The sequence below is a fragment of the Tenacibaculum sp. 47A_GOM-205m genome (assembly GCF_000518405.1).
In the GTDB taxonomy this organism is placed as follows: domain Bacteria; phylum Bacteroidota; class Bacteroidia; order Flavobacteriales; family Flavobacteriaceae; genus Polaribacter; species Polaribacter lutimaris.
Map to the genome: position 1 here is coordinate 78,872 of NZ_KI912431.1, position 24,435 is coordinate 103,306.

A 24,435-nucleotide genomic window follows, 5' to 3' on the forward strand; every position below is an offset into this window, starting at 1 on the left:
TTTATTGATTTTTAGTTTTTAGATTGAATAACAAATGTAATATTTTGATTGATGTAAACAAATTTATTTACATCACTGTTTCACTATTAAACTGTTTTTCATACAAATTCTTATAATAACCCTCATGTTTTTTTAATAATTCTGTATGATTTCCTTTTTCAACTATACGACCTTTATCCATAACTATAATAATATCAGCCTTTTTAATAGTTGCTAAACGGTGTGCAATTACTATTGAAGTTCTGTTTTTTGTAATTTCATCAGTAGCATATTGGATCATTTGCTCAGAGTGGGCATCAACAGAAGAGGTGGCTTCATCTAAAATTAAGATACTTGGGTTGCTAACATAGGCACGTAAAAAAGCAATTAATTGACGTTGACCAGACGAAAGCATACCTCCGCGTTCTTTTACATTGTAGTGATAATTATTAGGTAAACTCATAATAAAGTCATGAATCCCTATTTGTTTAGCTGCTTTTTGAACTTGATCTAAAGAGATGTTTTCGTTTCGTAGGGTAATGTTATTTAAAATAGTGTCTGAAAATAAAAAGACATCTTGTAATACTACGGCTACTTTTTGTCGTAAGGAAGAAATTTCATAATCTTGAACAGGAATATTATCAATAGCAATAACTCCGCTATCAATTTCATAAAAACGACTAATAAGGTTTATAATAGTTGATTTACCAGCGCCTGTAGCACCAACAATAGCTACGGTTTGCCCTTTTTCTACATTAAAGCTGATTCCTTTTAAAATTTCTTCTCCTTTTATATAACTAAAATGTACATTTTTAAAACTGATATTTCCTTTAACGTTTTCTGCTATAATAGTTCCGTTTTTATCTATTGAACTGTCTGTGTCAATTACGTTAAAAACACGTTCACCAGCAACAATCCCCATTTGTAATTGATTGAATTTGTCTGCTATTTGTCGTAACGGTCTAAAAAGCATTTGAGCCATTTTTATAAAACCGATAATAGCACCTAGGCTAACAGCACTATCTTCTATAACTTGTAGTCCACCATACCAAACAATTAATCCAATAGCTATTGAAGAAAGTATTTCTGCAATAGGGAAGAAGATAGAGTAGTACCAAACAGTTTTAATATGTGCCTTTTTGTGTTTATTGTTAATGTCAATAAAGTTTTTGTACTCAATTCGTTCTCTATTAAAAAGCTGCACGATTTTCATTCCTGTAACTCTTTCTTGCACAAAACTATTAAGATTAGCCACTTGATTACGTACATCTTGAAAGGTAGATTTTATAGCTATTTGAAATAATTTAGTAGCATAAATTAGTACAGGTAAGGTAGCAAGTGCAATTAAAGCAAGCTGCCAGTTTTTATAAAACATTACAGCTATTACAATAAGCATTAATAAAATATCACTTACTATCATAAAAACCCCCTGGGTGAAAAAGTTTGAAATGGTTTCTATGTCAGAAACTACCCGAGTTACTAGTTTACCTACAGATGAGTTGTCAAAATAACTCATTTTAAATTCTAGAATTTTTCTAAAAGTTTTGGCTCTTATATCTCTTATGATATGTTGTCCTACCCAATTGGCATTATAAATAAAGCTAAACTGAAATAGGACTTGAATTAATAAAACAATGATCATGGCTATTGTAAAATACAATAGTGTTGTCGCGTTTTTAGTTGTTGTAAAATCATCGATTGCAGTCATTAAAATTACAGGGGTAAGAACTGAAAACCCTGCTAATAATACTGTTGAAGCCGCAGCAACGATAAAACGTAGGCGGTATTTTTTTGCAAAACTCATTAGTCGTGCAAAAATTTTAATATCAAATGCTTTTCCTGTTGCTTTACTCACTATATATAGTCGTATGTTACTGCTGTTAAAAATAAACCTTTTGCTGGAGCTGAAACACCAGCTTTACTTCTGTTTTTACTTTCAATAATTTTTTTAAAATCATCAATAGTAATTTTTTCAAGGCCAACATCAATTAATGTGCCTACTATGGCGCGAACCATGTTTCTTAAAAAACGATTAGCACTAATATGAAAAGTAAGTTCGTTACCTTTTTTTATCCACTCAGCATTGGTTACTGTGCAATTAAATGTGTTAACATCTGTTTTTACTTTTGAGAAACACTCAAAATCTTCGTATTCATATAAAATAGCAGCAGCTTTATTCATCAACTCAATGTTTAATTGTTGATGATGCAACTGCCAACTAGTTTCTAGTAAAAACGGATTTCTACCTAACCATATTTTATACTCATAGTTTCTACTATTAGCATCAAAACGAGCATGAGCATCTTTGTGCACCAGTAAGGTGTTAAATATTACCACGTCATCGGGTAAAATAGCATTGAGTTTGTAAGTGAAATCATCATTTAAAGGTGATGCAACATCAAAATGAGCAAACATTTGCGAAGCGTGCACACCTGCATCTGTTCTACCAGCACCAACAATGTTGATTTCTTGTCGTAAAATAGTACTAATAGCCTTGTTTATGACTTCTTGAACCGAAATTGCATGTGGTTGTACCTGCCAACCATGATAATTTTTTCCGTTGTATGCTAACTCAATAAAGTACCTCAAATATGTAAAAATTTTAAAGAGCTAAATTATGAAATTCTGACTTGAAAAGTTAAATACTAAAGATTAAATAATGTTTTTGAGTTTTATTAACATATGTTAACAGATTGTTTGGTTACTTATTTTATTTTTGTTGCCTTGAAAAATATAATGATGAAGTCCCTCATGAATTTCATTGTTTAAATAATAGTGAATTCCCCTTTCATTAATTACCCCTTATTCTAAAGAATCCATAATGTTTAATTATGGATTTTTTTTTGGTTTGTAATTCATTAGTTTTGTCTTGATGAAGAAAATTTTACTCCTTTCTGATACACATAGTTTTATAGATGATCAAATTTTAAAGTTTGTAAAGCAAGCGGATGAAGTTTGGCATGCAGGTGATATTGGTGATTTGCACGTTACTGATATGATAAAAGATATTAAACCACTAAGGGCAGTTTATGGAAATATCGATGATAATAATGCTAGAGCAGAGTTCCCGCTAGATAATAGATTTTTAATTGAGGGGGTGTCAGTTTGGATTACACATATTGGAGGGTATCCTAATAAATATAATTATAGAGTTCAGGAAGAATTAAAAAGGAACCCTCCTAAATTATTTATTTGTGGACATTCACATATTTTAAAAGTTCAGTATGATGAAAAACTGAATTTACTTCACCTAAACCCTGGAGCTGCAGGTAAACATGGTTTCCATAAGGTTAGAACGATGCTTCGGTTTGAAATAGATAAGGGAGAAATAAAAAATATGGAAATAATTGAATTAGCTAACAGAAGTTAATTTAAAGTTTTTCTGTTGTTTTAAAATAGGGACAGAAATATAAATAGAAGTCCCTATATTTTCTTTTGAATTAATAGTTAATTTCCCACTCATGATGTGAATTCTTGCCTCAATTTGATTTAGACCAATGCCATCTGAAAAAGAAGAAGACGAGGTAGAAAAACCTACCCCATCATCTTTAACGAGAACGGTTAGTTGATCCTCTTCCTCTTTCAATATTATTTCGGCATGTTGAGCTTTACTATGCTTTAAAATGTTGTTAATAAGTTCCTGAATAACATTAAATATTTTTATTTCAAATTCTTGATTATATCGATTGATATTTTGAGCAGAAACTTCAAACTTAAGTTCGCTATTAGAATATTTCTTAGTAACGTCTTTAATAGCGTATTCTAATCCAAACTTTAATAAGATAGACGATACTAGGTTGTGTGATAAGTCTCTTACTTTTTGCGAGGCTTCAGAAATGATAGCTTGAGTTTTATCAATTTCTTGAGGAGTATCCCCATTGAATTGTTTCTTGGTAGCTGTTAAATGCATGTTAGCAGAAGATAGTAAAGCGCTAACATTATCGTGTAGTATTTCTGCTATGAGTTTGCGTTCGGTCTCCTTCCCATCTATTGTAGCGTTTAATATTTTTATTTGCGCTTCAGATTTTAATTTTTCAATGCTTTGTTGCTGAATAAGTTTGCTTTCAGATAGTTTAAGGTGAAGGTTTTTTTGACGTAATTTATAGTTGTAGATGATTACTCCAGAAATTATTAAAACTAAGAAGCTTAGAGCAGCAAAAAGTAATGAAGTTTTCGCTTCTTGAGCTTCTTCTAATTTTCGTTGCTCTTCAACTAAAGCAGTTTTTTCTTTTTCTAAATTTAGTTCATGTCTAGTGTAAATTTCATCTACAATTCTCCTTATTTCAACATCTTTTAAATCATCTTTAATGTTATAAGATTTTTCTTGATAATCATAGGCTCTGTAGTCTTTTTGCAGATATAATGTATAAGCTAAATTGAAGTAAAGAAATTCTTTATATCTCGTAGCTCTACTACTAGAGTCCATTTTTATTAAATCTAGACCTTCTAAATAAATTTTTTTTGCTTTTTCATAATCCTTTTGTTCTAAATGAATACTAGCTAAGTTACCAAGGGCAGCAGATTCTAAGACTTTTTTATTTGCTTTTCTGTATATTTTTACAGCTTCGTAAGAGTATTTTTTTGCTAAGTCATAAATAGAATCTTCTCTGTAAATATTAGATAAATTACTAAAAGCACTGGCTTTAGTTGTTAAGTCAAGTTGATTGAGAGTGTTGCTGTTAAGTATTTTTTTGTAGTAATTAATAGCACTGTCTTTTTCTTTAATGATATGAAATTCACTTCCAACTCGTAATAAAAGTTTGTTTAGATTAATGTTATTGATAGAAGGAGATAAGCCTGTTTTTTCTTTTTCTGTTAAATTGTTTTGAGTATTAAAACTTTCTAATGCTTTTTTGTAGTACACTATTGCTTTTCTATGGTCATTAGTCTCTCTGAATATATCACCGATTAAAAAAGAGGTTCTAAAATATAATTCTGAATAGTTGGTAGCATCCAATTTCGAAAACAAACTTAAACTCTTTTCAAGTGAAATACTGTATTTTTTTTTGGTAAAAAACTCTTCTGATTTTTTAAAATCATTAATAAGTTCCATTTCATCCTTTTTTTGGCTGAAGGATAAAATGGAATAAAAAAGTATTATAGCGACTAATTTTTCTTTTATCATGAGTTAGTCAAAGTTAATTTGTTTTTTTTAAATCACAGCATCACCAATGATTATAGATTTTGGTTTTCTTTCAGTATCTGCTATTTCTTCATCTCTAGCTGAGTATTTATGGTTTACAAAATCTAATCTTAATATATTTGAATCAGTTTGTATTTTGAGTTCTCTTGAGAATGTTTTTTGGGTTGAAGTACCATTTGACAAATGCACTTCATGAGTTTTAAGTTCTTCGTTGTAGTTAAAATCTGCAGCTACATTATCATTCACAGTAAAGTTTAATGTATATGTTCCGTCTACATTTGCTGTAATACTGTAAGAATTTAAAAATTCAGTGACTCCTTTTGCTAAGGTGATATTATCGTCTTCAACATATATTTTAGTTGTTTTTCCTCTGTTAGTTTCTAAAAAACCTATTTTTAACTGATCGTTTTCAATTGAAAAATCGTTAGAGTGTTTTGTAGCAGTTTTTTGTTTAGTTTCCGCTAATATAATTTCTTTTGAATTGTCTACATTGGTTATTGTTGTGACATCTGTGTTGTTGGTCGTGTTAAAATCAATAGAGTAAGCACCAGTAGCATCTCTTTTAAGAGTATACGATTGTAATAAGTTTTCAGGAGTACCTTCAACCACCTCCGTTTCGTTTGATGAACAAGATGCAAATAAAAAACTTAAACTTAAAGCAAGGAAATAAGGAGTGATTTTTTTCATGACTAAATTTATAAATTATACTATTTTATGTTAATGTTTTATAAAATAGCGATGTACTTAGGATAGGTATTAAGAGACGGGGGATCATATCTCTTAGGGGATATAAAAGAAAACAAAATGAAGGGGTTTTCTATACTATGTTTAATAACGCGTACATCGCTATTGTTTTCATTTGTAGTAGTTGTTAAGCGATGTATGATAATGTATAGACTCGGGGGGCTTCTTCTTAATCTGGGGGACTAAAGAAAAATTGAAGGGTTGATAATATCTTTACACTATTTTGTTTCTCACAGCATACATCGCTAAACCTACTACGTTTTTTACTTTTAATTTTTTATATAAATTACTTCTATATGTTTCTACTGTTTTTAAGCTAACATTTAATTTTTCGGCAATCTCATAAGAGCTTTTTTCTTCTGCAATTAATTTTAATACAGCAATTTCTCGCTCTGTTAAATCTTCTTGGATAAATTTTGGCTCTTCAATTTCTTTTGCATCTGTAGCATATAAATCTAATAGTTTCACTTTTATGTCTTCACTAATGTATTGTATGCCGTTGTGAACAACTTTTATGGCATCAATTATTTGTTCATTAGCGCGACTTTTATCTACAAAACCGTTAGCTCCTAATGCTATCATTTCTTGCACAAGTTTAGGGTCGCTTAAACTAGAGAGTATGATAGTTTTAACTTTTGTGTTACGCTTTTTAAACGTTTTTAAAACTTCTATACCATCCATTTCTGGCATGTTAATGTCTAAAACTAATACATCGGCTGTATTGTTTGAGGACCAATTAACGACTTGCCTTCCTGTTAAAGAGAATCCTTCAACTTCAATGTCATCTTCAGTATTTAATAAAGCAATGACTCCGTCTATTAATATCTTGTGGTCATCTGCTATGTGAACTTTAATCTTGTAATTCATGGTCGTTTACAGTTACAAATCTATGGTATAAAACAAGTGTGTGCAATACACAGTATCCCTATTTGTTTCATTTTGTATATAGGGATAACCCTGAGATTTCTTTAACATTTCTTTAACATTTTAGTTTAAAGGCTAAGTAAATACAGAGTTTTTCAAAAATAAAAAACCGAGATTTAAATCTCGGTTTTTTCGCACTAAATATACTAAGATGTTAGGCTTATCGTAATCTATCAACAGATTTTACAAGATTTTCATCCTTCTTAATGGCTCTATTTGCTAAAAATAAAAGCAAAATAACAATGACAGGAAAGAACATCCCAATACCTTTCTCAGAAACCGAAGCTTCTCCAGATAACGTTTGTGATAAATATATCAATATTCCTAATAAAAAAAGGTTTATCAATATGTTTAAGCGATTAATTACAAATTGTAACTGACGATTTTTAAATAAAAAGATAGCTACAATTGATATTAATGCGGAAGAAAAAAATAATACAGGAATTGATTTTTCAAGTAAAGAATTGCTCGAAAATAAATCTAGAATAAATACTGGTAAGTTTGTATTAGAAGTACTCCAAAGGTTAACTAATAGAGTTAAGCCTCCAGAAATAATTCCGGCAACTAATAAGTATATAGATTGTATTCTTTGTATCATAATTTTTTATCGGGAAGCAAATGTAATACTTCTTTTTTTAAAAAGAAATATTAGAAGTTAAAATATTTGTATATATTTGCCTTGTATGTAACCGCACAAAATTATTATATAGCCCCTATATAATTAGCACTCAAAACAAAACTTAATACAAAATCAATTCTTTACACACAGAGAATTTTAAGTAACTTAACTATTTAACGAATGTTCGAAATTTCGGAATTAAAAACTAAAAAATTAGCTGATTTACAGGTTATTGCCAAAACTATAGGATTAACTAAGTTTAGTCAGTTAAAGAAATTAGATTTAGTATATAAAATTTTAGATGCGCAAGCCGAAGCAAGTGCTAATGAAGCTAAGCCAAAGGCAGAAAAACCTAAAAGAAAAAGAATAGCTAAAGATGATGTCCCTAGAGATACTTCAAAGCAACAACAAGATAATAATCCTGTAAAAAAGGTAGAGGCTAAAGAAGAGGTAGAAAAGACTGAGACTGTAGTTAATAAACCCGTAAAAAAGGTTGAAGACAAAAAACAGCATCCACAAAGTCAGTCTAATGAGGATAAAAAACAACAGCAACCTCAAAAACAACATACTAAAAACCAAAATAGAGGTAATAAGAGTAATAAGAACCAAAATCAAAATCAAAATACATCTAAACAGCATCATAAAAGTGGAAACAAGTATCGTGATCCTGATTTTGAATTTGATGGAATTATTGAAAGTGAAGGTGTGTTAGAAATGATGCCTGACGGATATGGTTTCTTACGTTCTTCTGACTATAACTATTTATCATCACCTGATGATATTTATGTATCACAATCCCAAATTAAATTATTCGGATTAAAAACAGGAGATACTGTTCGTGGTAATGTACGTCCACCAAAAGAAGGTGAAAAATACTTTCCGTTAATTAGAGTATCAAAAATCAATGGATTAAATCCGAATATAGTAAGAGATAGAGTGTCTTTTGAACATTTAACTCCACTTTTTGCTGATGAAAAATTCAACTTAGCAGAAAAAGGAAGTTCTCTTTCTACAAGAATCATCGATTTGTTTTCTCCAATAGGTAAAGGACAACGTGGTATGATTGTAGCACAGCCTAAAACAGGTAAAACAATGTTGTTAAAGGATGTAGCTAATGCAATTGCAGCAAATCATCCAGAAGTTTATCAAATTGTTTTATTAATTGATGAGCGTCCTGAAGAAGTTACCGATATGCAACGTAGTGTGCGTGGTGAAGTTGTAGCGTCTACTTTTGATGAGCCAGCTGATAAACATGTTCGTGTAGCTAATATTGTTTTAGAAAAAGCAAAACGTTTAGTAGAATGTGGACACGATGTTGTGATTTTGTTAGATTCAATTACTCGTTTAGCAAGAGCCTATAACACAGTTGCTCCTGCATCTGGTAAAATTTTATCAGGAGGTATCGATGCGAATGCATTACACAAACCAAAACGTTTCTTCGGAGCGGCTCGAAATATTGAAAATGGAGGGTCGTTAACTATTATTGCTACTGCACTTACCGAAACTGGTTCGAAAATGGATGAAGTTATCTTTGAAGAATTCAAAGGAACAGGTAACATGGAGTTACAATTAGAACGCAATATTGCCAATCGTAGAATTTATCCTGCTATTGATTTAATTAAATCGAGCACACGTCGTGATGATTTATTATTAGATGAAAAGACAGTACAACGTATGTGGGTATTACGTAAGTATTTAGCAGATATGAATCCTATTGAAGCAATGGAGTTTATTCAAGACAGAATTAAAAGATCATTAAATAACGATGAGTTCCTGATTTCAATGAATGGATAATCGTTAGTTATATAAAATAAAAAATCCTGCACTTAGCGGGATTTTTTATTTTGGGTATATCACAAAATCTAACGGAATGTCAAACTTGTGCGTGTCTTCAATTTTTTTGATAGGAGAGAAGAAGTTGAGTCCGATAGTTTGAGTGTCTTTTCTACATTCAGATAAAAATCGATCATAAAATCCTTTGCCATAACCAACTCGATAGTTTTCCTCATCAGAAATTAACATAGGCACAAAAACCAAGTCAATATCTTTTACATTTGCTTCTTCTGCATTTATAGGTTCTGGAACTCCAAATTTGTTGAGTTCTAGTTTGGTTTCTTTTTCAAAATAGAAATGAGTTAGCGAGTCATCTTCAAAATTACAACGACTAACAATAATTCTTTTTCCTTTATCTCTAAAAAAATCAATGATAGGTTGAGTGTCTATTTCATTAAACTTTCGCATGGATAAAAACAAATGTACAGTACTAATATTATCAGTTTTTAACTCGAATATTTGTTGGTAAATACTCTCTTGTAATTTTTCTTTTTCAGTTATTGTAAGAGTATTTCTTTTTTGTTTGTATAATTTTCTAAGTTCTGATTTCAGCATGTTTAATTACATTGATTTTAGTTCTTCTTGCAGTTTTTTTGTTAGTCCTTTCACTATAAGTTCGTAGGAATGATCAATTAGCTCATAAGCAAAAGTATCAGAAACATCATTGTTTAAAGTAACTGTATTCCAATGTTTCTTACTCATGTGAAATCCTGGATTAATGCTTTCATACTCAGCTCTTAATTCTAAAGCACGTTCAGGATCACATTTTAAATTAACCTTAGGCTTTTGTTGTTCCCAACTATCTAAACCCGATAAAGCGAACATTTTATTCATTACTTTAAAAACTAATACATTATCATCAAAAGGGAAGTGTTCAGTTACACCTTTTTTTTGTAAGCAATATTCTCGGTAATTTTCTATGTGCATTAGTTAATAGTTTTTTTAGTTAAAAAAACTTTAAAAAGAAATATAATCGATATCACTGCTAAAAGAAATAAGAAATATTTTCCTAAATACATGAAAATCAATATTCCTAAACCCCTTGTTGAATAAACTCGATCTAGTTTATCTGAAAAGTTTTCAATAATTTTTGCATTTTCTATCCAAAAATATAATAGCCATGAAATTAAAGAAAGCAATGTCAGTTTTAAGGTCTTAGAATAATTCATATATAATTTAATTAATCAAATTTTGTTCAACTTCAGGTATTTCTAAAGCAGAATAATCTAGTTTCCATCCAATAGTTTCCACTAAATTTTGCATTAAAGTAACAGCTTCTAAAGCTTCTTTGTTGGCGGTTTGCATTAAGTTGCTTTCAGGTATTTTTTGAAGAATATGTTCTTTCGCTTCCTTGTTTACTTCTGTTAAATCTTCTGAACTAAACTTGTTAAGTAATCCGTTTTGAATATCATAAAAACGTAAGTTAGGTTCTATCGAAAAAACTTCAGGTTGCGGAAATTCAGAAAGAACTAATACTTTCTTCTTAGTATCCGTATGCATTTTTATTTTTCTAAAATCAAAACCAATATGTACTTTGGCATTGATTAAAATAATGGCTTTTTTCTTGCTAGTAACAAGTCCTAAAAACTTCTCTTTGGTGTTTTCGTGATGATAAATCTCAGCAAACTCTCCTTCAACAGTAATTAATTTAGATACTTTCTTAATTTTATCTAACAATACTACTGATTGTTTTTCGGTTAAATTTTTTCTTTTTACTGAGGTGAATTTTTTAAAAATGTAATAGGAGATGATAGCGCCTCCTGCTAAACCTAAAAATAGTAATTCCATAACAACGAATTTACATAAAAAGAATTAGTGTTGAATGTCTCTTGGGGAGTAATTTTGTATTTTTATACGGCTATTGTTTTATAGTTGTTTTAATAAAATCTTAAAAAATAGATGAGAGTATCCAGTACTACAGAAGCAGAATTACACGAACGTATTAAAGAGTTAACATGTCTTTATAAAGTAACTTCTTTAATAATAAGTGCAGATCTTGAGCAGATAGATATTACTTTAAAAGCAATAGCCTATAGTTTAAAAAAAGCACTTCAATTTCCTGAAAATACGGAGGTGGTTATTGAAATAGAAGGTGATGTTATAGAAGATAAGAAGGTAGAGGGTAGTATTTGTATTATTTCGAGTAATATTCCTGTGTTTAATTTACCAAAAGGTAAAATCGAGGCTTATATCAAAGGAAAAGAGTTTAAAGAAAATTTATATTTAAAAGAAGAGCAAGAATTATTTGATTCGGTAGCTATAAAAATTGGGGGACTTTTAGAACGAATAGAGATAAAGAAAAATGAGCTATCGATGAGGCGTAAGATGGAGCACGCAGATCGATTATCTATTTTAGGAGAATTAACAGCAGGTATAGCTCATGAATTAAATACCCCTTTGGCTAATATTTTAGGTTTTTCAGAATTGTTGAAAGCAGATTTAAAAGGAAATAACAAGGCATTAGAAGATGTAGAAAAAATTATTCAAAGTGCTATTTTCTCTAGAGAGGTAGTTAAAAAGTTAATGTATTTTGCTTGTGAAATGCCAAATGAAATGAAACAAGTAAATATAGTTCCTAGTATAAAAGATGCTATAGATTTATTAGACGCTACATTTAGAAAACATGGAGTTAAGTATATTGTAAAAGTTGAAGATGAAGAATTGTTATTACGAGCAGATACAGTACAATTAACACAAATAATTTTTAACCTTACAATAAATGCAATTTATTTTTCGCCTAAAAACGGGTTGGTTGTTATAGAAACATTTCAAACAGATAAAGAAGTAGTTCTTAGAATTTCTGATGAAGGGAAAGGACTTACACAAGAAGCTCTAGAAAAAGTATTTCAACCTTTCTTCACTACAAAACCAACAGGAGAAGGTACTGGTTTAGGGTTGAGTGTTGTGCATGGAATTGTATCAAGTCATAAAGGAACCATAACAGCTAAAAATGGCATCGAAAAAGGTGCTATCTTTGAAGTGAGGTTACCAAAATAAAAGAAATGCAACTAAAAAAAGAAAATATACTGATAGTAGATGATGATGTTCATATTCTAGAATTGTTGCACAGGCATTTACAATCTTGGAATTACCACACCTATAAGGCTGTTTCAGTGAAAGAAGCAGTGGCGATTTTAAGAGATACATCAATAGATTTATTAATTACTGATTTAAAAATGCCAGAGGTTGATGGTTTTGAGCTTGTAAAGTTTGTTTCTGAGCATTACCCTAAATTACCTAAACTTATAGTAACAGGATATCCTTCAGTACAAGACTCTCTTGAAGCGATTAAATCTGGAGTGGTAGCTTATTTAACTAAACCTTTTACAAAAAGTGAGTTAAAAGATGCGATGGATGATGCTCTTAAAAAATCGAAAAAAGTACAAGATTCTAATACACAAAAAAAGGAACATAAAGAATTTTATGGAGACATGATAGGAGCTTCTGAAAAAATTAATGAAATATTTCAGATTATCGATCGTGTTAAAAATAACAAAGCAACTGTTTCTGTTAGGGGAGAAAGCGGGACAGGTAAAGAGCTGGTGGCTCGCGCAATACATTATGAAGGGAAGTTTTCAAAAGAACCTTATATAGCAGTGAATTGCGGGGCAATTCCAGAGAACTTGTTAGAGTCTGAATTGTTTGGGTATGTAAAAGGAGCTTTTACAGGAGCAGATAAAAATAGAGATGGTTTTTTTCAGGCGGCAAATGGGGGAACTATTTTTTTAGATGAAATAGGGAATGCCTCATTAAATGTACAGGCTAAATTGTTAAGAGCACTTCAGGAAAAAGAGGTGGTAAAAGTAGGGGCGCAAAAAGCCGAGAAAGTTGATGTTAGGATCATTGCAGCAACAAATAATAATTTAAAAGAAATGATTCAAGAAGGTTCTTTCAGAGAAGACTTGTTTTATAGGTTAACAGTAGTTGAGATAGAAGTACCTCCATTAAGAGAACGAAAAGAAGATATTTCAATGTTGGCGGAAAAGTTTCTTTTTAAATATGGAGTGGAGTATAAGGATAGATTTGTAAAAATGAGTCCGAAAGCCCTAGATGTTTTAATGCGTTATGATTGGCCAGGTAATATTAGAGAGTTAGAAAACATTATACAGCGTGCGGTAATTATGTGTGATAGAGTGGTAGAGGTAGAGCATTTACCAGATTCATTAAAATACAACGTTAATTTTTCTGAAGAAGGATTAATTTCGTTGAAAGAGATGGAGAAACGTCATATACAACATGTTTTAAATGCCACTAATAATAATAAAACACAGGCAGCTAAAATTCTTCAAATTGATCGAAAAACTTTACGAGAAAAACTCAAAGAATAACAAGTTAACTTCATGGAGATTTTTTACTCACCCGAGGAAAAACTCCCCAGTGTAAATTTTATCATAAATTTTATTGAACATTTCAATCCCTTTATTTTAAAGGGATTTTTGCTTTTTTGTGTTTTTTGGCACATTTAACGGCATATCATTTGCCTTTAATGGAACAGAAATTAAACGAAACAATTTTATGAATGCAAATCCTTTCAATATTTGTCCCTCGTGTGCATATTTAAACACATGTGTATTGACCAAATCAAAAGAAAAAGTTTGGTCATGTAGTGAATATAATGAGGTAGAATGCAAAGAAGATATTCAGAAAGAAGTAATGACTGAAAAAGAGGTAGAATTAGTGTAAAAAACAAAAAAATAAGTTAAAGACTCAATAACAGTTTTTTACTTTAGCAGCCTTAAAAAACAGACTTACTAAATTATGAATGTATGAAGAATACAAAAAGTGAAATTTCAGATAGAGAATCGAACTCAAATACAAAAGAGATGACATTAACAAAAGAGTTAAAAGTACCAGCGAAGCCTAAGAATGCTAGAGGTATGGTTGATAATGTACTAGAGCAATTCAATAGTGCATCAGACCAAATAGGGTTACACCCAAATATTCGTAAAATATTAAGTATTACTAATAACGAAGTCATTGTTAACTTTCCTGTAAAAATGGATAACGGAGACGTTGAAATTTTTCAAGGATACCGTGTACAACACAACAATGCATTAGGACCTTATAAAGGAGGTTTACGTTACCACCCAACGGTAGATATCGATGCAGCTAGAGCTTTAGCTATGTGGATGACTTGGAAAACTTCATTAGCAGGTTTACCATACGGAGGAGGTAAAGGAGGTATACAATTAGATCCTTCTAAATACTCTAAAGATGAATTAGAGCGTATCACTAGACGTTTCACATTTGCTTTAGGAGACAACATTGGGCCAGAGCACGATATTCCTGCGCCAGATGTTAATACAAACGCGCAAACAATGGCGTGGATGGCTGATACGTATATGAGCACTAAAGCTCCTGCTGCGCGTTCAATGAACCAACACGTAGTTACAGGAAAGCCAATAGGTAGTGGAGGTCTTGAAGGAAGAGATAGAGCTACTGGTTACGGTGTTTTCTTAACTATCAAATTTTGGATAGAAGAAAATAATGAAACTTTAGAAGGTAAAACTTTTATTGTTCAAGGATTTGGAAACGTAGGATACTGGGCAGCTTATTTCTTAGAAAAAGAAGGAGCTAAAATGATAGGAGTTCAAGATGCTTATGGAAGTATTAAGAATGGTAACGGAATTAAAGTAGAAGATCTTTTCAACTATACAAAAGCTAACAACGGGAGCTTAGTTGGTTACCCAGAGTCTGAGGCTATGGAAAAGGAAGATTTCTTTGCACTTGATTGTGATATTTGTATTCCAGCAGCTTTAGGAAATCAAATTACTGAGGGAAATGCTCACTTAATAAAAGCTAACTTAATAGCTGAGGGAGCAAACGGTCCAATAAATGTTGAAGGAGAGAAAATCCTTTTAGAAAAAGGGGTGACAATTATTCCAGATATTTTATGTAATTCAGGAGGAGTTATTACAAGTTACTTTGAGTGGCTTCAAAACCGTAACGGTGAATTATGGAACATGGAAGAAGTAATTGAAAGATTAGATAAGAAGTTAAAAGAGTCATATACAAAAGTTTCTGATTACGCTAAGTTAGAAGGAATTGATATGCGTAAAGCAGCATATTGTATAGCTATTCAACGAATAGAAAAGGCTTATGTTCAACGTGGAATTTTCCCATAAAGAGTATTACAAATGAAGCACGGAAGTTTAATTTTAGAGAAAAAAGAGTACGTATATATTAAGAGTTTACTAAATGTTTCAGAGCATTCTGAAGGTCATCAAGTTCAAAAATCATTAATAAAGTTTGCTGAAGAATTAAAAACAGCAATCATTTTAGATGAAGAAGAAATGTTAGATGATGTAGTACGCTTAAACAGTACGGTTACTGTAGCTTCTGGTGATGTTTGGGAAAAAACTATAAAGATTGTAAAACCAACAGAGAAAGACCTAAAAAATAATAAGGTTTCTATATTAACTCCAATCGGAATAGCCCTATTTGGATATGCATTAAACGATGTTGTTCATTGGGAGTTTCCAGGAGGAAATAAAGAAGTTAAAATTTTAAAGGTTACTCAAGAAGTAGGAAGTGAAAATATCAATTCCATAATTTAAAATACTATAAAAGTTATGACACTTAATAATCACGATAGCGATATAGATGTAGTACACAAGTACAATCATGTAGAACTAAAAGGATGGGTAGATCAACTACAGTATATAGATAGAGAGATTGATAACCTTTTAAGTTTATATGCAAACTCTTTAGGAGAAAAAAGTATACCAGCAGGAATACAAGAACTTTTCTCTGAAAGAAAAAAATTAAACAAAGAGCTTTACGAAAAAGTGCTACCATATTCAATCACGTATACTAATGTTGCAGAATGTGATGACATTCAATGTGATATGGCATATTTAGGAGAGTATGATAGATTACGAGAAAATTATAAAGATAATTTAGAGGCTTACCAACAGCTAAAAGATAAGTTGTTTGAAGAGGCTCTAAGAAAAGAATAACATACTTGTGAAAGCAAGTTTGTTAGATTAGTAGATTTAGTTGATAAACCTTGGGATGAGAATTCCAAGGTTTCTGTTTTTTGGTAATTGATTTATTTTATTATTAAATATAACAAGCTCTATTTTTATATTTATTAAGTAGATGGTAATAAATTAAAAAAATAACTATTCTTGAGATTTAGATTCTTTGAATAAGATCTTATAAAATAAGAAAGAAGTTGGGGTTAATTAGTGTTAGAGTAAGGTTTATAATACTAATTTCAAATAAAAAACCTGTAAATCATATGATTACAGGTTTTTTAGTCGGGGTGGCAGGATTCGAACCTGCGACCTCCTGCTCCCAAAGCAGGCGCGATGACCGGGCTACGCTACACCCCGAATAATTGGGACTGCAAATGTAGAAAAAAAAAGCAAACAACAAATAAAAAAATGAAATATTTATTAAATAATTTGATTTTATAAGACGATAGTTAAAATATATTTAAAAGAAGATAATAGATGCAAAAAAAAATTACATTTGTAACTTCAAAATTTTAAGATAATGGCAGAAAAAATTAAATGTTTAATTATTGGATCTGGTCCTGCAGGATATACTGCAGCAATTTATGCAGCAAGAGCAGATATGAAACCAGTTATGTATACAGGAATGCAGATGGGAGGTCAGTTAACAACGACTACTGAAGTTGATAATTTTCCAGGATACCCTAAAGGAACTGATGGTACAGCAATGATGGAAGATTTAAAAAGTCAAGCAGAGCGTTTTGGAACTGATGTTCGTTTTGGAATGGTGACTAAAGTAGAGTTCTCTGATAAAGAAGGAGGCGTTCATAAGGTAACCGTAGATGAATCAACAGAGATCGAAGCGCAAACAGTAATTATCTCTACAGGGGCTACTGCTAAATATTTAGGATTAGAAAGTGAACAACGTTTAATAGGTGGTGGGGTTTCGGCTTGTGCTACTTGTGACGGTTTCTTTTATAAAGGGCAAGATGTTGTTGTAGTTGGAGCAGGAGATACTGCTGCTGAAGAGGCAACGTATTTAGCGAATATTTGTAGTAAAGTAACTATGTTAGTTCGTAAAGACTATATGCGTGCTTCAAAGGCAATGCAGCACCGTGTAAATAAAACAGAAAACATTACAGTAATGTATAATACTGAAATAGATGAAGTTTTAGGAGAAAATGTTGTTGAAGGTGTTCGTGCTGTAAACAATGAAACAGGAGAGAAAACTGAGATTCCTGTAACAGGAGTGTTTGTTGCCATCGGACACAAACCTAACACAGAATTATTTAAAGGAGTGTTAGATATGGATGAAACAGGATATTTAATTACTAAAGGAAAGTCTACAAAAACGAATTTACCAGGAGTTTTTGCTGCTGGTGACGTCCAAGATAAAGAGTACCGTCAAGCTGTAACAGCAGCAGGTACAGGTTGTATGGCTGCGTTAGATGCAGAACGTTATTTAGGTGCGTTAGCATAAAAACTAGTAAAAAAGAAAATAAAAAGAGCTCTTAAATTAAGAGCTCTTTTTTTTATGGAAAAATACCATTTTTTATTCTTCTTGTTTAACAGATAATTTTATGGTTTTAGAAACTTTAAATTCTCCTTTGGGCGCTATTTTGTCTATATATTTTATCTCTTTGTCAAAGCATAAATGGAATCCTCTATTATCAACACTATTATCTAATAAATTATAGTAAAGAAGTAGCATTTCTCGCTCTTTAGTGTCTTTTAAAAATGGAAGCGAAGAGGAATAGCCTTTAACTATAATTTTCTTAATAGGAGCTATATTTTTATGTTCATCATAAAACATGTGAAAATCACCAAAATTTAGAGTTTGAATGTCCTTGTCGTTCCATTGTACGATATCGTATTTTTTACTGTTTTTACGGGTTAAAGAAATTATTTGTGTATCACCATAAGGAGCTAGTAATTCTATGTCAACTTCTAAAAAAGAAATGGGGAGTTTGCAAAGTTCATGACCAATAGGAAGCTCTTTTATAAAAGAGTCTTCATAATTAGTAAGATTAAAATCTAAATGAACATTTTGTTCAAGAATCAATTCTTTTGAAGAATTATAGGCTCTTATATTTTTAACATTGATTAATACTGGAGCAGAATTAGTATACGTGTTCAAGTAAAGTTGAGTGCAATTTTCAGTATAGTTTAAGCTAAGAGGTTGCAAATTTTGCAAGGTAGTTTTCGCTGTTTTTTTTGATTCAAAAAGAATTTTACTGAAAAAGGTTGTTAAAGAATCTCGGTTAGGTTTTTTAAACAATTCGGGGATGTCAGTAATTTCGTAATCTCCACTGGAAAGATGTGCCTTTCTTAATTGAACAACGTCAACTTCCGGTTCACCTTTTAACCTAAGAATTAGTGAATGGCTCTTTAAAAACAGTCTCATTTGTAAAGGCATACCATCTTTAGTGTTAATAACAAAGATACCCACCATTTCATTAGAATCTTTATTTTCATTTTCAGTCAATGTATAAGGTTCAGAATAGAGTTTAAAAATGGCCTTATTATCAACTACAGCTAATAATTTTGCTTGAACCGATTGATTTTTATCAAAATGATATTGATTAATAGGTTTTATCGTAAAAGACTCGCCTACAGTGAAAGTTCTACCAGAAAAGTAATTGAAAGTATTAAGGTTAGCATTATTAAGAAATTCGTTAAAAAACTTTTTTTCTCTTCTTTTTAAAAAAGGAGTTTCTTCAAAGAAAGTATTATTATTATTTTGAATAATGTTTCCATTATTATCAAGTTTAAAGGAAAGTTTTTTTTCAGTTAAAAACTTTTTTAGGGAATAAGTTTTGTAGTCTTTAACGGAGTCAGCAGGTTGATTTAGAAAGAAAAGAAGATCATTACCTTCAATTAATTGAACATCGGTAAATTCTTGTAGTACTTTATAGCCTTCTTTCTCTTTAGAAAATAAAATGGTGTTTTTTATTTTAGTAGTAATTTTTTGGGAAGACACTTTACTGTGGGTGTGTGTACTATATTCGTATTTTTTATTCAGTTTAGGAGAAAAATCAATCTGTATTTTTTGTTGAGCTACGCCAATAACTGTATACAATAGTATAATTTTTAAAGCAATTTTTTTTAACATCATTAAGTTAATTAAACAATCTTACAAAAATAATAAGATTAAGAAGTAATAATTAAGAACTAGAAGGAGAAAAACACAAAATTATGATTCACTTTCTTTAATAACTTGTTTAATCCAGTCATTAGGAATTATATCAATAGTTAGGTTTATTCTTTCTTCATTGCCGTTGTTTATAACTTTATGAGGATCGGTAAGACGCATATACCAACATTCTCCAGGTTTCATTAATACAGGAGTATTATTCAAGTAAAAAGTTACATTTTCATTATTAAGAATAGGAATGGTAAGACGAATCACTGATTTTTCAATCTCCAAACCTAAAGTAGGGTCGGTATGTTCTTTAACGGTAGCATGTGGGGCTAATCTAAGCAGTCTGACAAGGTTTACAGTTGTATGTTCTTTAAAAAAGTTAACAATACTGGTTAAGTAAGGAGATTTATTTAAAGCTGAGGTGTCTAACCAATCCGTCCATGAACCATCTGCATAATCTTCAGCAGGAGGTGGAAAAGGTAATGATGTATCTACTAAATGAGCAGGTGACCGTAAAGGAATTACATCATAGTATTCAAAATTACCTGATTGTAAAATTTTAGTTTCTTCAAGCATTTTAACAACATCAAAATTAAAAGGTAATTTAATTCGATCGGTAGTAATGTTAGTTGTTTCCATAGAAATTAATTAATAAAAAGTTTTGGTTAGTGTTTGGTGACGCTATATATCTCTACATATTCTTCGTAGAAGATGTAATTAGATAAAGGTAGTTTTTTTGCTTTAATTTATGAAAGTAGATTTTATAGGTCACCATGAGTTTTATTGTAAGTTTAATTCTCTAACCTTGTATTCTAATAAATACAACAGCGACTATGAAAGAGTATCAAAGTCGCTGTTATAATTAAGCTAAATAAGTGTTTTAAAGATAGGTGTCGTGCTCTTCTATTTCAAGATCATTAATACTCGCATATCTTTTTTTCATTAGTCCATTCTCGTCAAACTCCCAATTTTCATTGCCATAAGCTCTAAACCATTTTCCTTCTTTGTTTTGATATTCATATTCAAAGCGTACAGCAATTCTGTTTTCACTATGTGACCAATAGTCTTTTTTTAGTTTATAATTAAGTTCATTATGCCATTTTCTAGCTAAGAAACCAATAATTTCTTCTCTACCATTTACAAAGGTGCCTCTATTTCTCCATTCACTATCAATAGTGTAAGCTAATGCTATCTTTTCAGGGTTTTGAGAATTCCAAGCATCTTCAGCCATTTGAATTTTTTGTTTCGCTGTTTCAAGTGTAAATGGTGGAAGCGGGTGTTTTTGTTCCATAAATATGTTATAATATTTCGTTTATAATTGTTTTAGATTTTTCTATTATTTCGTTTGATTTAAACAGTTGACTTTCTATGATAGAGCTTTCAAAAAGTAAGTATATATGAGTAGCTAATAAATCATTATTGGTTAGTTGTAAAAAAAATGAGTTTAACTCTTTTTTGTGTAGTTGAATAACAGTTAAAATAGCTTCTTGTTCTTTAGAAATCTCTGATAAAATATTAAGAAAACTACAGCCTCTAAAATTCTCTTTTGTGTTCATGTGAATTACAAAATCGAAAGCGAGTAGTATTTTATCTTTTGAATTTGTACCTTTTGAAGTGAATTTAAAAAGCTCCTTAAACCAATACTCGTGCCTGTTGTTTAAGAATTCAATACATAAAGCATCTTTAGATTTAAAATGCTGGTAAAAACTAGCTTTTGCAACCTTAGCTTCTTTAATAACTTGATTGATTCCTGTACTATTATAACCCTGTTGATGAAATAGGTATGAAACGGTTTCTAATATTCGTTCTTTAGGATTGCTCATGTTTCTTATTTTTTGACAAAGTTATTGAACAGAAAAAAAAACAGACAAGTCTGTATGTATTTTTAACATTTTAAGATTTGAATGAAATAAAGTTTAATAGAGTGTCAACTCTAAAAAATTAGTTGTTATAAGTTTAACGGTAAATAAGATTCATCAGAAATGTCACAGAATCTTAAGTAAAACCAATATATCATAAGATTATGTGTTTTACTCAATTTTTTTTTAAATAGAATAACGAAGTAGTTTTTGCAATTTTATTCTTTCAAATATAAAAGAAAAATACACCCCAAGGAAGAGTGTATTTATGTATAAAATTATAAGAAAATTACGCTAACAGCTTGTGAAATAGTTATGATGTTCTTTAACGCATCATAATATTATAAATGCTTTTTATACTAAAGGCTCTGCTTTAAAACCTTTACTTTTTACAATAGCAATTACTTCATCCGCAGTAATTCCTTTAGAATTTACGGTAAGAATTTTATCATCAAAATTAGTGTCTACATTCCAATGGCTAACACCTTCAGCATTGTCTAAATCAGCTTGCACTTTAGATACACATCCTCCGCAGTTAAGGTTAGTTTTAAATTTTAGTTCTTTATTGCTTTCCATTATATTAAAAATTTATTTGTTATTGAATACTACAAATTTCAGCACAACACCGTTATTTTTTGTTGTACAATTTAAAGATTGATTTATGAGATTTACAGATTTATTTACTAAGTAAGGTTTGAAATATTCCGACACTAACTAGTGCAGAAATACTTGTTACTTTTTCCACTTTAATCGTAAGCTATTGCTAACCACACTAACACTACTCATAGCCATAGCTGCACCAGCAATCATAGGATTTAATAAGAAACCATTAATTGGATATAAAATACCAGCTGCAATAGGAATACCAATAAGGTTATAAATAAATGCCCAAAATAGGTTTTGTTTAATGGTAGCCACCGTTTGTTTTGATAGTTTTATGGCTTGCGGAATTTTACTTAGATCGGATGATATAATGGTCATTTTTGCAACATCCATTGCAATATCACTACCTTTTCCCATGGCAATACTTACATCAGCAGTAGCCAACGCAGTACTATCGTTAATACCATCACCTACCATAGCAACAGTTTTTCCTTGTTGTTGTAATTCTTTTACAAAATCGGCTTTATGTTGTGGTAATACTTCAGCTTTATAATGTTGAATACCTGTTTCTTCAGCAATAGATTTTGCAGTAGCTTCGTTATCACCCGTAAGCATGTATAATTCAATACCCATAGCCTGTAACTCTTTAATAGCTTGTGCTGAGGTCTCTTTTATTTTATCTGAAATAGCAAGTACAGAAAGTGCTTCCTTATTATTAGCAAACCAAATAACTGTTTTAACCTGTTTGCTCCATTCTTCCGCCTGTTTTAAAAGCTCTTCCGTTATGGTAACCTTATTTTCAGCCAATAACTTCTTATTACCCACAAAAAAGGTTTCCTCATTATAATCTGCCTTAGCACCTTTACCAGTAATACTGTTGAAATTTGTTAGTGGGGTAGTGGTAGTATCTCCTAAAAACTTTACAACAGCTTCTGCTAATGGATGTTCAGAATTTTTCTCAATACTTAAAAGAATGTTCTTAGCGGTATCATCATTACGTAGCCAAGATATGCCAGTAACCTCTGGTTTTCCTTCGGTAATAGTTCCTGTTTTATCTAAAATAATAGCGTTTACTTTTTTAGCAGATTCAAGGCTTTCAGCATCTTTAATTAAAATACCATTTTCGGCACCTTTACCCACACCCACCATAATAGCGGTAGGAGTAGCAAGTCCTAAAGCACAAGGGCATGCAATAACCAGTACCGTAATACCAGCTAACAACCCTTGAACAACTCCGTTATCTCCACCTAAAACAAACCATATAATAAATGTAATAACAGCAATACTCATAACTACAGGAACGAAAATACTTGCAATTTTATCAACTAATTTTTGTACAGGAGCCTTACTACCTTGTGCATCTTGTACCATTTTAATAATCTGAGCAAGCATGGTTTCTTTTCCAACTTTAACAGCTTTGAACTGAAAACTTCCTTTCTGATTAATGGTTCCTGCAAATACTTTTTCATTTTCTTCTTTTAGTACCGGAACAGGTTCACCACTTAACATGCTTTCATCTACATACGAGCTTCCTGTAATAACCATACCATCTACCGCAATTTTTTCTCCTGGTTTTACAAGAATAATATCACCTACGTTCACTTCTTCAATAGCAGTTTGCTTTTCCGTTCCGTCAGGTTGTATCACAACAACGGTTTTAGGTTGTAAACCCATCAATTTTTTGATAGCTGATGAGGTATTTCCTTTGGCCTTTTCTTCTAATAATTTTCCTAAAAGAATAAATGCAATAATAACTGAAGCAGCCTCAAAATATACATGTGCTTCTAATCCTCTAGATTCCCAAAACTTAGGAAATAGCATGTTAAATACACTAAATATATAAGCAATACCCGTACTTAAGGCTACTAGGGTATCCATATTTGCAGAACGATGTTTGGCTTGTTTCCATGCATTGATAAAAAAGTCTTTACCAAACCATAGCAACACTGGGGTAGTGAAGGCCCACATAATAGGGTTTGCATAAGGCATATTCATAAAAAACATACCAATAATAACCACGGGTAATGAGAGTATTACCGACCAAATGGTTTTGGTTTTTAATTGGTTGAATTTCTTTTCGTGAATTGCTTCTAAGGTTTCTTGCTGTTTAGTTTCGTCTTCAATTAACAAATCATAACCCGCACCTTGTACAGCTTTTTGCAGTTTTGTAGCATTGGTCATATTAGGAAGGTATTCTACCGTTAAGTTTCCGCTAGCAAAATTTACTGAAGCATTAACTACGCCTGGTTCAAAGCTAACAATACTTTCAGCGCTTCCTGCACAAGAGGCGCAGGTCATACCTAATACTGGAAAAACTTTTTTAACAGTAGTAACACCGTACCCCAAATCTTTTATAGTAGTAACGGCATTAGCAAGAACTTCTTCGTTACTAACTGTAATAGCAGCTCTTCGGTTGTTTAGTTCTACTTTATGGGTTTCAATTCCTTCAACATGTGCTAAGCCTTTTTCAACGATTAAAGCACAGTGTTCACTTTCCACACCTTCTAAGGGGAGGTAAATGATTTCTTTATTATTATTTGTTGCCATTTTTTTCTTGTATGAATTTGTATACTACAAAGTTGGCTATAAGTTAAATAAAATTTATTGTGGAATTTTGTAATTGATTTATA

General features: G+C 31.0%; 23 protein-coding genes and 1 tRNA gene. 8 read left to right on the forward strand and 16 right to left on the reverse strand.

Annotated elements, in window-relative coordinates:
• Positions 1-67 precede the first annotated feature (67 nt).
• Entirely contained in the window at positions 68-1,834 is a 1,767-nt protein-coding gene (locus tag N534_RS0112440) for an ABC transporter ATP-binding protein (RefSeq protein WP_028892799.1), read from the reverse strand.
• On the reverse strand, positions 1,834-2,568 hold the full coding sequence (truA, locus tag N534_RS0112445) for a tRNA pseudouridine(38-40) synthase TruA (RefSeq protein ID WP_028892800.1): 735 nt from the start codon (positions 2,566-2,568) through the stop codon (positions 1,834-1,836). The genes N534_RS0112440 and truA overlap by 1 nt, the downstream gene beginning before the upstream one ends.
• A gap of 283 nt (positions 2,569-2,851) precedes the next feature.
• On the opposite strand from truA, the gene N534_RS0112450 reads away from it, so the two are divergent.
• Entirely contained in the window at positions 2,852-3,349 is a 498-nt protein-coding gene (locus tag N534_RS0112450) for a metallophosphoesterase (RefSeq protein ID WP_028892801.1), read from the forward strand.
• On the opposite strand, the gene N534_RS14820 is transcribed toward N534_RS0112450, so the two are convergent.
• The 4 genes from N534_RS14820 to N534_RS0112470 form a co-directional block, all read right to left on the reverse strand.
• Positions 3,332-5,032 carry a tetratricopeptide repeat-containing sensor histidine kinase gene (locus tag N534_RS14820; RefSeq protein WP_051435925.1) on the reverse strand — a complete coding sequence of 567 codons (1,701 nt, stop codon included), beginning with the start codon at positions 5,030-5,032 and terminating at the stop codon, positions 3,332-3,334. The genes N534_RS0112450 and N534_RS14820 overlap by 18 nt on opposite strands.
• Positions 5,033-5,131: 99 nt before the next feature.
• On the reverse strand, positions 5,132-5,809 hold the full coding sequence (locus N534_RS0112460) for a hypothetical protein (protein WP_028892802.1): 678 nt from the start codon (positions 5,807-5,809) through the stop codon (positions 5,132-5,134).
• Positions 5,810-6,079: 270 nt separating this feature from the next.
• The gene (locus N534_RS0112465; protein WP_028892803.1) at positions 6,080-6,733 is read right to left on the reverse strand and encodes a response regulator transcription factor; all 654 of its coding nucleotides are present in this window, start codon (positions 6,731-6,733) and stop codon (positions 6,080-6,082) included.
• A 217-nt stretch (positions 6,734-6,950) separates the two neighbouring features.
• On the reverse strand, positions 6,951-7,388 hold the full coding sequence (locus N534_RS0112470; protein ID WP_028892804.1) for a DUF4293 domain-containing protein: 438 nt from the start codon (positions 7,386-7,388) through the stop codon (positions 6,951-6,953).
• Positions 7,389-7,589: 201 nt separating this feature from the next.
• Here N534_RS0112470 and rho point away from each other — a divergent pair, with 201 nt between their 5' ends.
• A complete protein-coding gene (gene rho, locus N534_RS0112475; protein WP_028892805.1) occupies positions 7,590-9,203 on the forward strand; it encodes a transcription termination factor Rho in 1,614 nt (537 codons plus the stop codon).
• Between the two features lie 45 nt (positions 9,204-9,248).
• Here the strand turns inward: rho and N534_RS0112480 are convergent, their stop codons facing one another.
• The 3 genes from N534_RS0112480 to N534_RS0112495 all read right to left on the reverse strand — a co-directional run bounded on the left by N534_RS0112480 (position 9,249) and on the right by N534_RS0112495 (position 11,030).
• Positions 9,249-9,797, reverse strand: coding sequence for a 5-formyltetrahydrofolate cyclo-ligase (locus N534_RS0112480; protein ID WP_028892806.1), 549 nt, complete (start codon positions 9,795-9,797; stop codon positions 9,249-9,251).
• Between the two features lie 6 nt (positions 9,798-9,803).
• Complete coding sequence (locus N534_RS0112485; protein WP_028892807.1) at positions 9,804-10,169, reverse strand: MmcQ/YjbR family DNA-binding protein; 366 nt, start codon at positions 10,167-10,169, stop codon at positions 9,804-9,806.
• A 249-nt stretch (positions 10,170-10,418) separates the two neighbouring features.
• Positions 10,419-11,030, reverse strand: a complete 612-nt coding sequence (locus N534_RS0112495) for a DUF4230 domain-containing protein (protein WP_028892809.1) — start codon at positions 11,028-11,030, stop codon at positions 10,419-10,421.
• Between the two features lie 111 nt (positions 11,031-11,141).
• On the opposite strand from N534_RS0112495, the gene N534_RS0112500 reads away from it, so the two are divergent.
• The 5 genes from N534_RS0112500 to N534_RS0112525 all read left to right on the forward strand — a co-directional run bounded on the left by N534_RS0112500 (position 11,142) and on the right by N534_RS0112525 (position 16,201).
• Positions 11,142-12,239, forward strand: a complete 1,098-nt coding sequence (locus N534_RS0112500) for a sensor histidine kinase (RefSeq protein ID WP_028892810.1) — start codon at positions 11,142-11,144, stop codon at positions 12,237-12,239.
• A gap of 5 nt (positions 12,240-12,244) precedes the next feature.
• Positions 12,245-13,570: a sigma-54 dependent transcriptional regulator gene (locus tag N534_RS0112505; RefSeq protein WP_028892811.1), complete on the forward strand. Its 1,326-nt coding sequence runs from the start codon at positions 12,245-12,247 to the stop codon at positions 13,568-13,570.
• A 495-nt stretch (positions 13,571-14,065) separates the two neighbouring features.
• A complete protein-coding gene (locus N534_RS0112515) occupies positions 14,066-15,367 on the forward strand; it encodes a Glu/Leu/Phe/Val dehydrogenase (RefSeq protein WP_028892813.1) in 1,302 nt (433 codons plus the stop codon).
• Positions 15,368-15,379: 12 nt separating this feature from the next.
• Complete coding sequence (locus N534_RS0112520) at positions 15,380-15,799, forward strand: GreA/GreB family elongation factor (protein WP_028892814.1); 420 nt, start codon at positions 15,380-15,382, stop codon at positions 15,797-15,799.
• 15 nt (positions 15,800-15,814) lie between these two features.
• Positions 15,815-16,201: a hypothetical protein gene (locus tag N534_RS0112525; RefSeq protein ID WP_028892815.1), complete on the forward strand. Its 387-nt coding sequence runs from the start codon at positions 15,815-15,817 to the stop codon at positions 16,199-16,201.
• 303 nt (positions 16,202-16,504) lie between these two features.
• Here the strand turns inward: N534_RS0112525 and N534_RS0112530 are convergent.
• Positions 16,505-16,579 (reverse strand) — tRNA-Pro (locus N534_RS0112530).
• 163 nt (positions 16,580-16,742) lie between these two features.
• Between N534_RS0112530 and trxB the strand changes: the two genes are divergently transcribed.
• Positions 16,743-17,681 (forward strand): thioredoxin-disulfide reductase, encoded by a 939-nt coding sequence (gene trxB, locus N534_RS0112535; RefSeq protein ID WP_038006086.1) that lies wholly within the window; start codon positions 16,743-16,745, stop codon positions 17,679-17,681.
• Positions 17,682-17,753: 72 nt separating this feature from the next.
• Here the strand turns inward: trxB and N534_RS0112540 are convergent, their stop codons facing one another.
• From N534_RS0112540 to N534_RS0112565, 6 genes are all read right to left on the reverse strand, one after another.
• Positions 17,754-19,316: a hypothetical protein gene (locus tag N534_RS0112540; RefSeq protein ID WP_028892817.1), complete on the reverse strand. Its 1,563-nt coding sequence runs from the start codon at positions 19,314-19,316 to the stop codon at positions 17,754-17,756.
• Between the two features lie 78 nt (positions 19,317-19,394).
• A complete protein-coding gene (locus N534_RS0112545) occupies positions 19,395-19,982 on the reverse strand; it encodes an aspartyl/asparaginyl beta-hydroxylase domain-containing protein (RefSeq protein WP_028892818.1) in 588 nt (195 codons plus the stop codon).
• Positions 19,983-20,223: 241 nt separating this feature from the next.
• A complete protein-coding gene (locus N534_RS0112550; protein ID WP_028892819.1) occupies positions 20,224-20,634 on the reverse strand; it encodes a nuclear transport factor 2 family protein in 411 nt (136 codons plus the stop codon).
• 7 nt (positions 20,635-20,641) lie between these two features.
• Positions 20,642-21,166 (reverse strand): TetR/AcrR family transcriptional regulator, encoded by a 525-nt coding sequence (locus N534_RS0112555; RefSeq protein WP_028892820.1) that lies wholly within the window; start codon positions 21,164-21,166, stop codon positions 20,642-20,644.
• A gap of 390 nt (positions 21,167-21,556) precedes the next feature.
• Positions 21,557-21,778: a heavy-metal-associated domain-containing protein gene (locus N534_RS0112560; RefSeq protein ID WP_028892821.1), complete on the reverse strand. Its 222-nt coding sequence runs from the start codon at positions 21,776-21,778 to the stop codon at positions 21,557-21,559.
• Positions 21,779-21,934: 156 nt separating this feature from the next.
• Positions 21,935-24,352, reverse strand: coding sequence for a heavy metal translocating P-type ATPase (locus N534_RS0112565; RefSeq protein ID WP_028892822.1), 2,418 nt, complete (start codon positions 24,350-24,352; stop codon positions 21,935-21,937).
• Positions 24,353-24,435 lie beyond the last annotated feature (83 nt).

Excerpts from the sequence above, each read along its gene's own strand:
- N534_RS0112450 (WP_028892801.1), top strand. The coding sequence starts at position 2,852 with ATGAAGAAAATTTTACTCCTTTCTGATACACATAGTTTTATAGATGAT.
- N534_RS14820 (WP_051435925.1), bottom strand. The coding sequence starts at position 5,032 with ATGGAACTTATTAATGATTTTAAAAAATCAGAAGAGTTTTTTACCAAA.
- N534_RS0112460 (WP_028892802.1), bottom strand. The coding sequence starts at position 5,809 with ATGAAAAAAATCACTCCTTATTTCCTTGCTTTAAGTTTAAGTTTTTTA.
- N534_RS0112465 (WP_028892803.1), bottom strand. The coding sequence starts at position 6,733 with ATGAATTACAAGATTAAAGTTCACATAGCAGATGACCACAAGATATTA.
- N534_RS0112470 (WP_028892804.1), bottom strand. The coding sequence starts at position 7,388 with ATGATACAAAGAATACAATCTATATACTTATTAGTTGCCGGAATTATT.
- rho (WP_028892805.1), top strand. The coding sequence starts at position 7,590 with ATGTTCGAAATTTCGGAATTAAAAACTAAAAAATTAGCTGATTTACAG.
- N534_RS0112480 (WP_028892806.1), bottom strand. The coding sequence starts at position 9,797 with ATGCTGAAATCAGAACTTAGAAAATTATACAAACAAAAAAGAAATACT.
- N534_RS0112485 (WP_028892807.1), bottom strand. The coding sequence starts at position 10,169 with ATGCACATAGAAAATTACCGAGAATATTGCTTACAAAAAAAAGGTGTA.
- N534_RS0112495 (WP_028892809.1), bottom strand. The coding sequence starts at position 11,030 with ATGGAATTACTATTTTTAGGTTTAGCAGGAGGCGCTATCATCTCCTAT.
- N534_RS0112500 (WP_028892810.1), top strand. The coding sequence starts at position 11,142 with ATGAGAGTATCCAGTACTACAGAAGCAGAATTACACGAACGTATTAAA.
- N534_RS0112505 (WP_028892811.1), top strand. The coding sequence starts at position 12,245 with ATGCAACTAAAAAAAGAAAATATACTGATAGTAGATGATGATGTTCAT.
- N534_RS0112515 (WP_028892813.1), top strand. The coding sequence starts at position 14,066 with ATGACATTAACAAAAGAGTTAAAAGTACCAGCGAAGCCTAAGAATGCT.
- N534_RS0112520 (WP_028892814.1), top strand. The coding sequence starts at position 15,380 with ATGAAGCACGGAAGTTTAATTTTAGAGAAAAAAGAGTACGTATATATT.
- N534_RS0112525 (WP_028892815.1), top strand. The coding sequence starts at position 15,815 with ATGACACTTAATAATCACGATAGCGATATAGATGTAGTACACAAGTAC.
- trxB (WP_038006086.1), top strand. The coding sequence starts at position 16,743 with ATGGCAGAAAAAATTAAATGTTTAATTATTGGATCTGGTCCTGCAGGA.
- N534_RS0112540 (WP_028892817.1), bottom strand. The coding sequence starts at position 19,316 with ATGATGTTAAAAAAAATTGCTTTAAAAATTATACTATTGTATACAGTT.
- N534_RS0112545 (WP_028892818.1), bottom strand. The coding sequence starts at position 19,982 with ATGGAAACAACTAACATTACTACCGATCGAATTAAATTACCTTTTAAT.
- N534_RS0112550 (WP_028892819.1), bottom strand. The coding sequence starts at position 20,634 with ATGGAACAAAAACACCCGCTTCCACCATTTACACTTGAAACAGCGAAA.
- N534_RS0112555 (WP_028892820.1), bottom strand. The coding sequence starts at position 21,166 with ATGAGCAATCCTAAAGAACGAATATTAGAAACCGTTTCATACCTATTT.
- N534_RS0112560 (WP_028892821.1), bottom strand. The coding sequence starts at position 21,778 with ATGGAAAGCAATAAAGAACTAAAATTTAAAACTAACCTTAACTGCGGA.
- N534_RS0112565 (WP_028892822.1), bottom strand. The coding sequence starts at position 24,352 with ATGGCAACAAATAATAATAAAGAAATCATTTACCTCCCCTTAGAAGGT.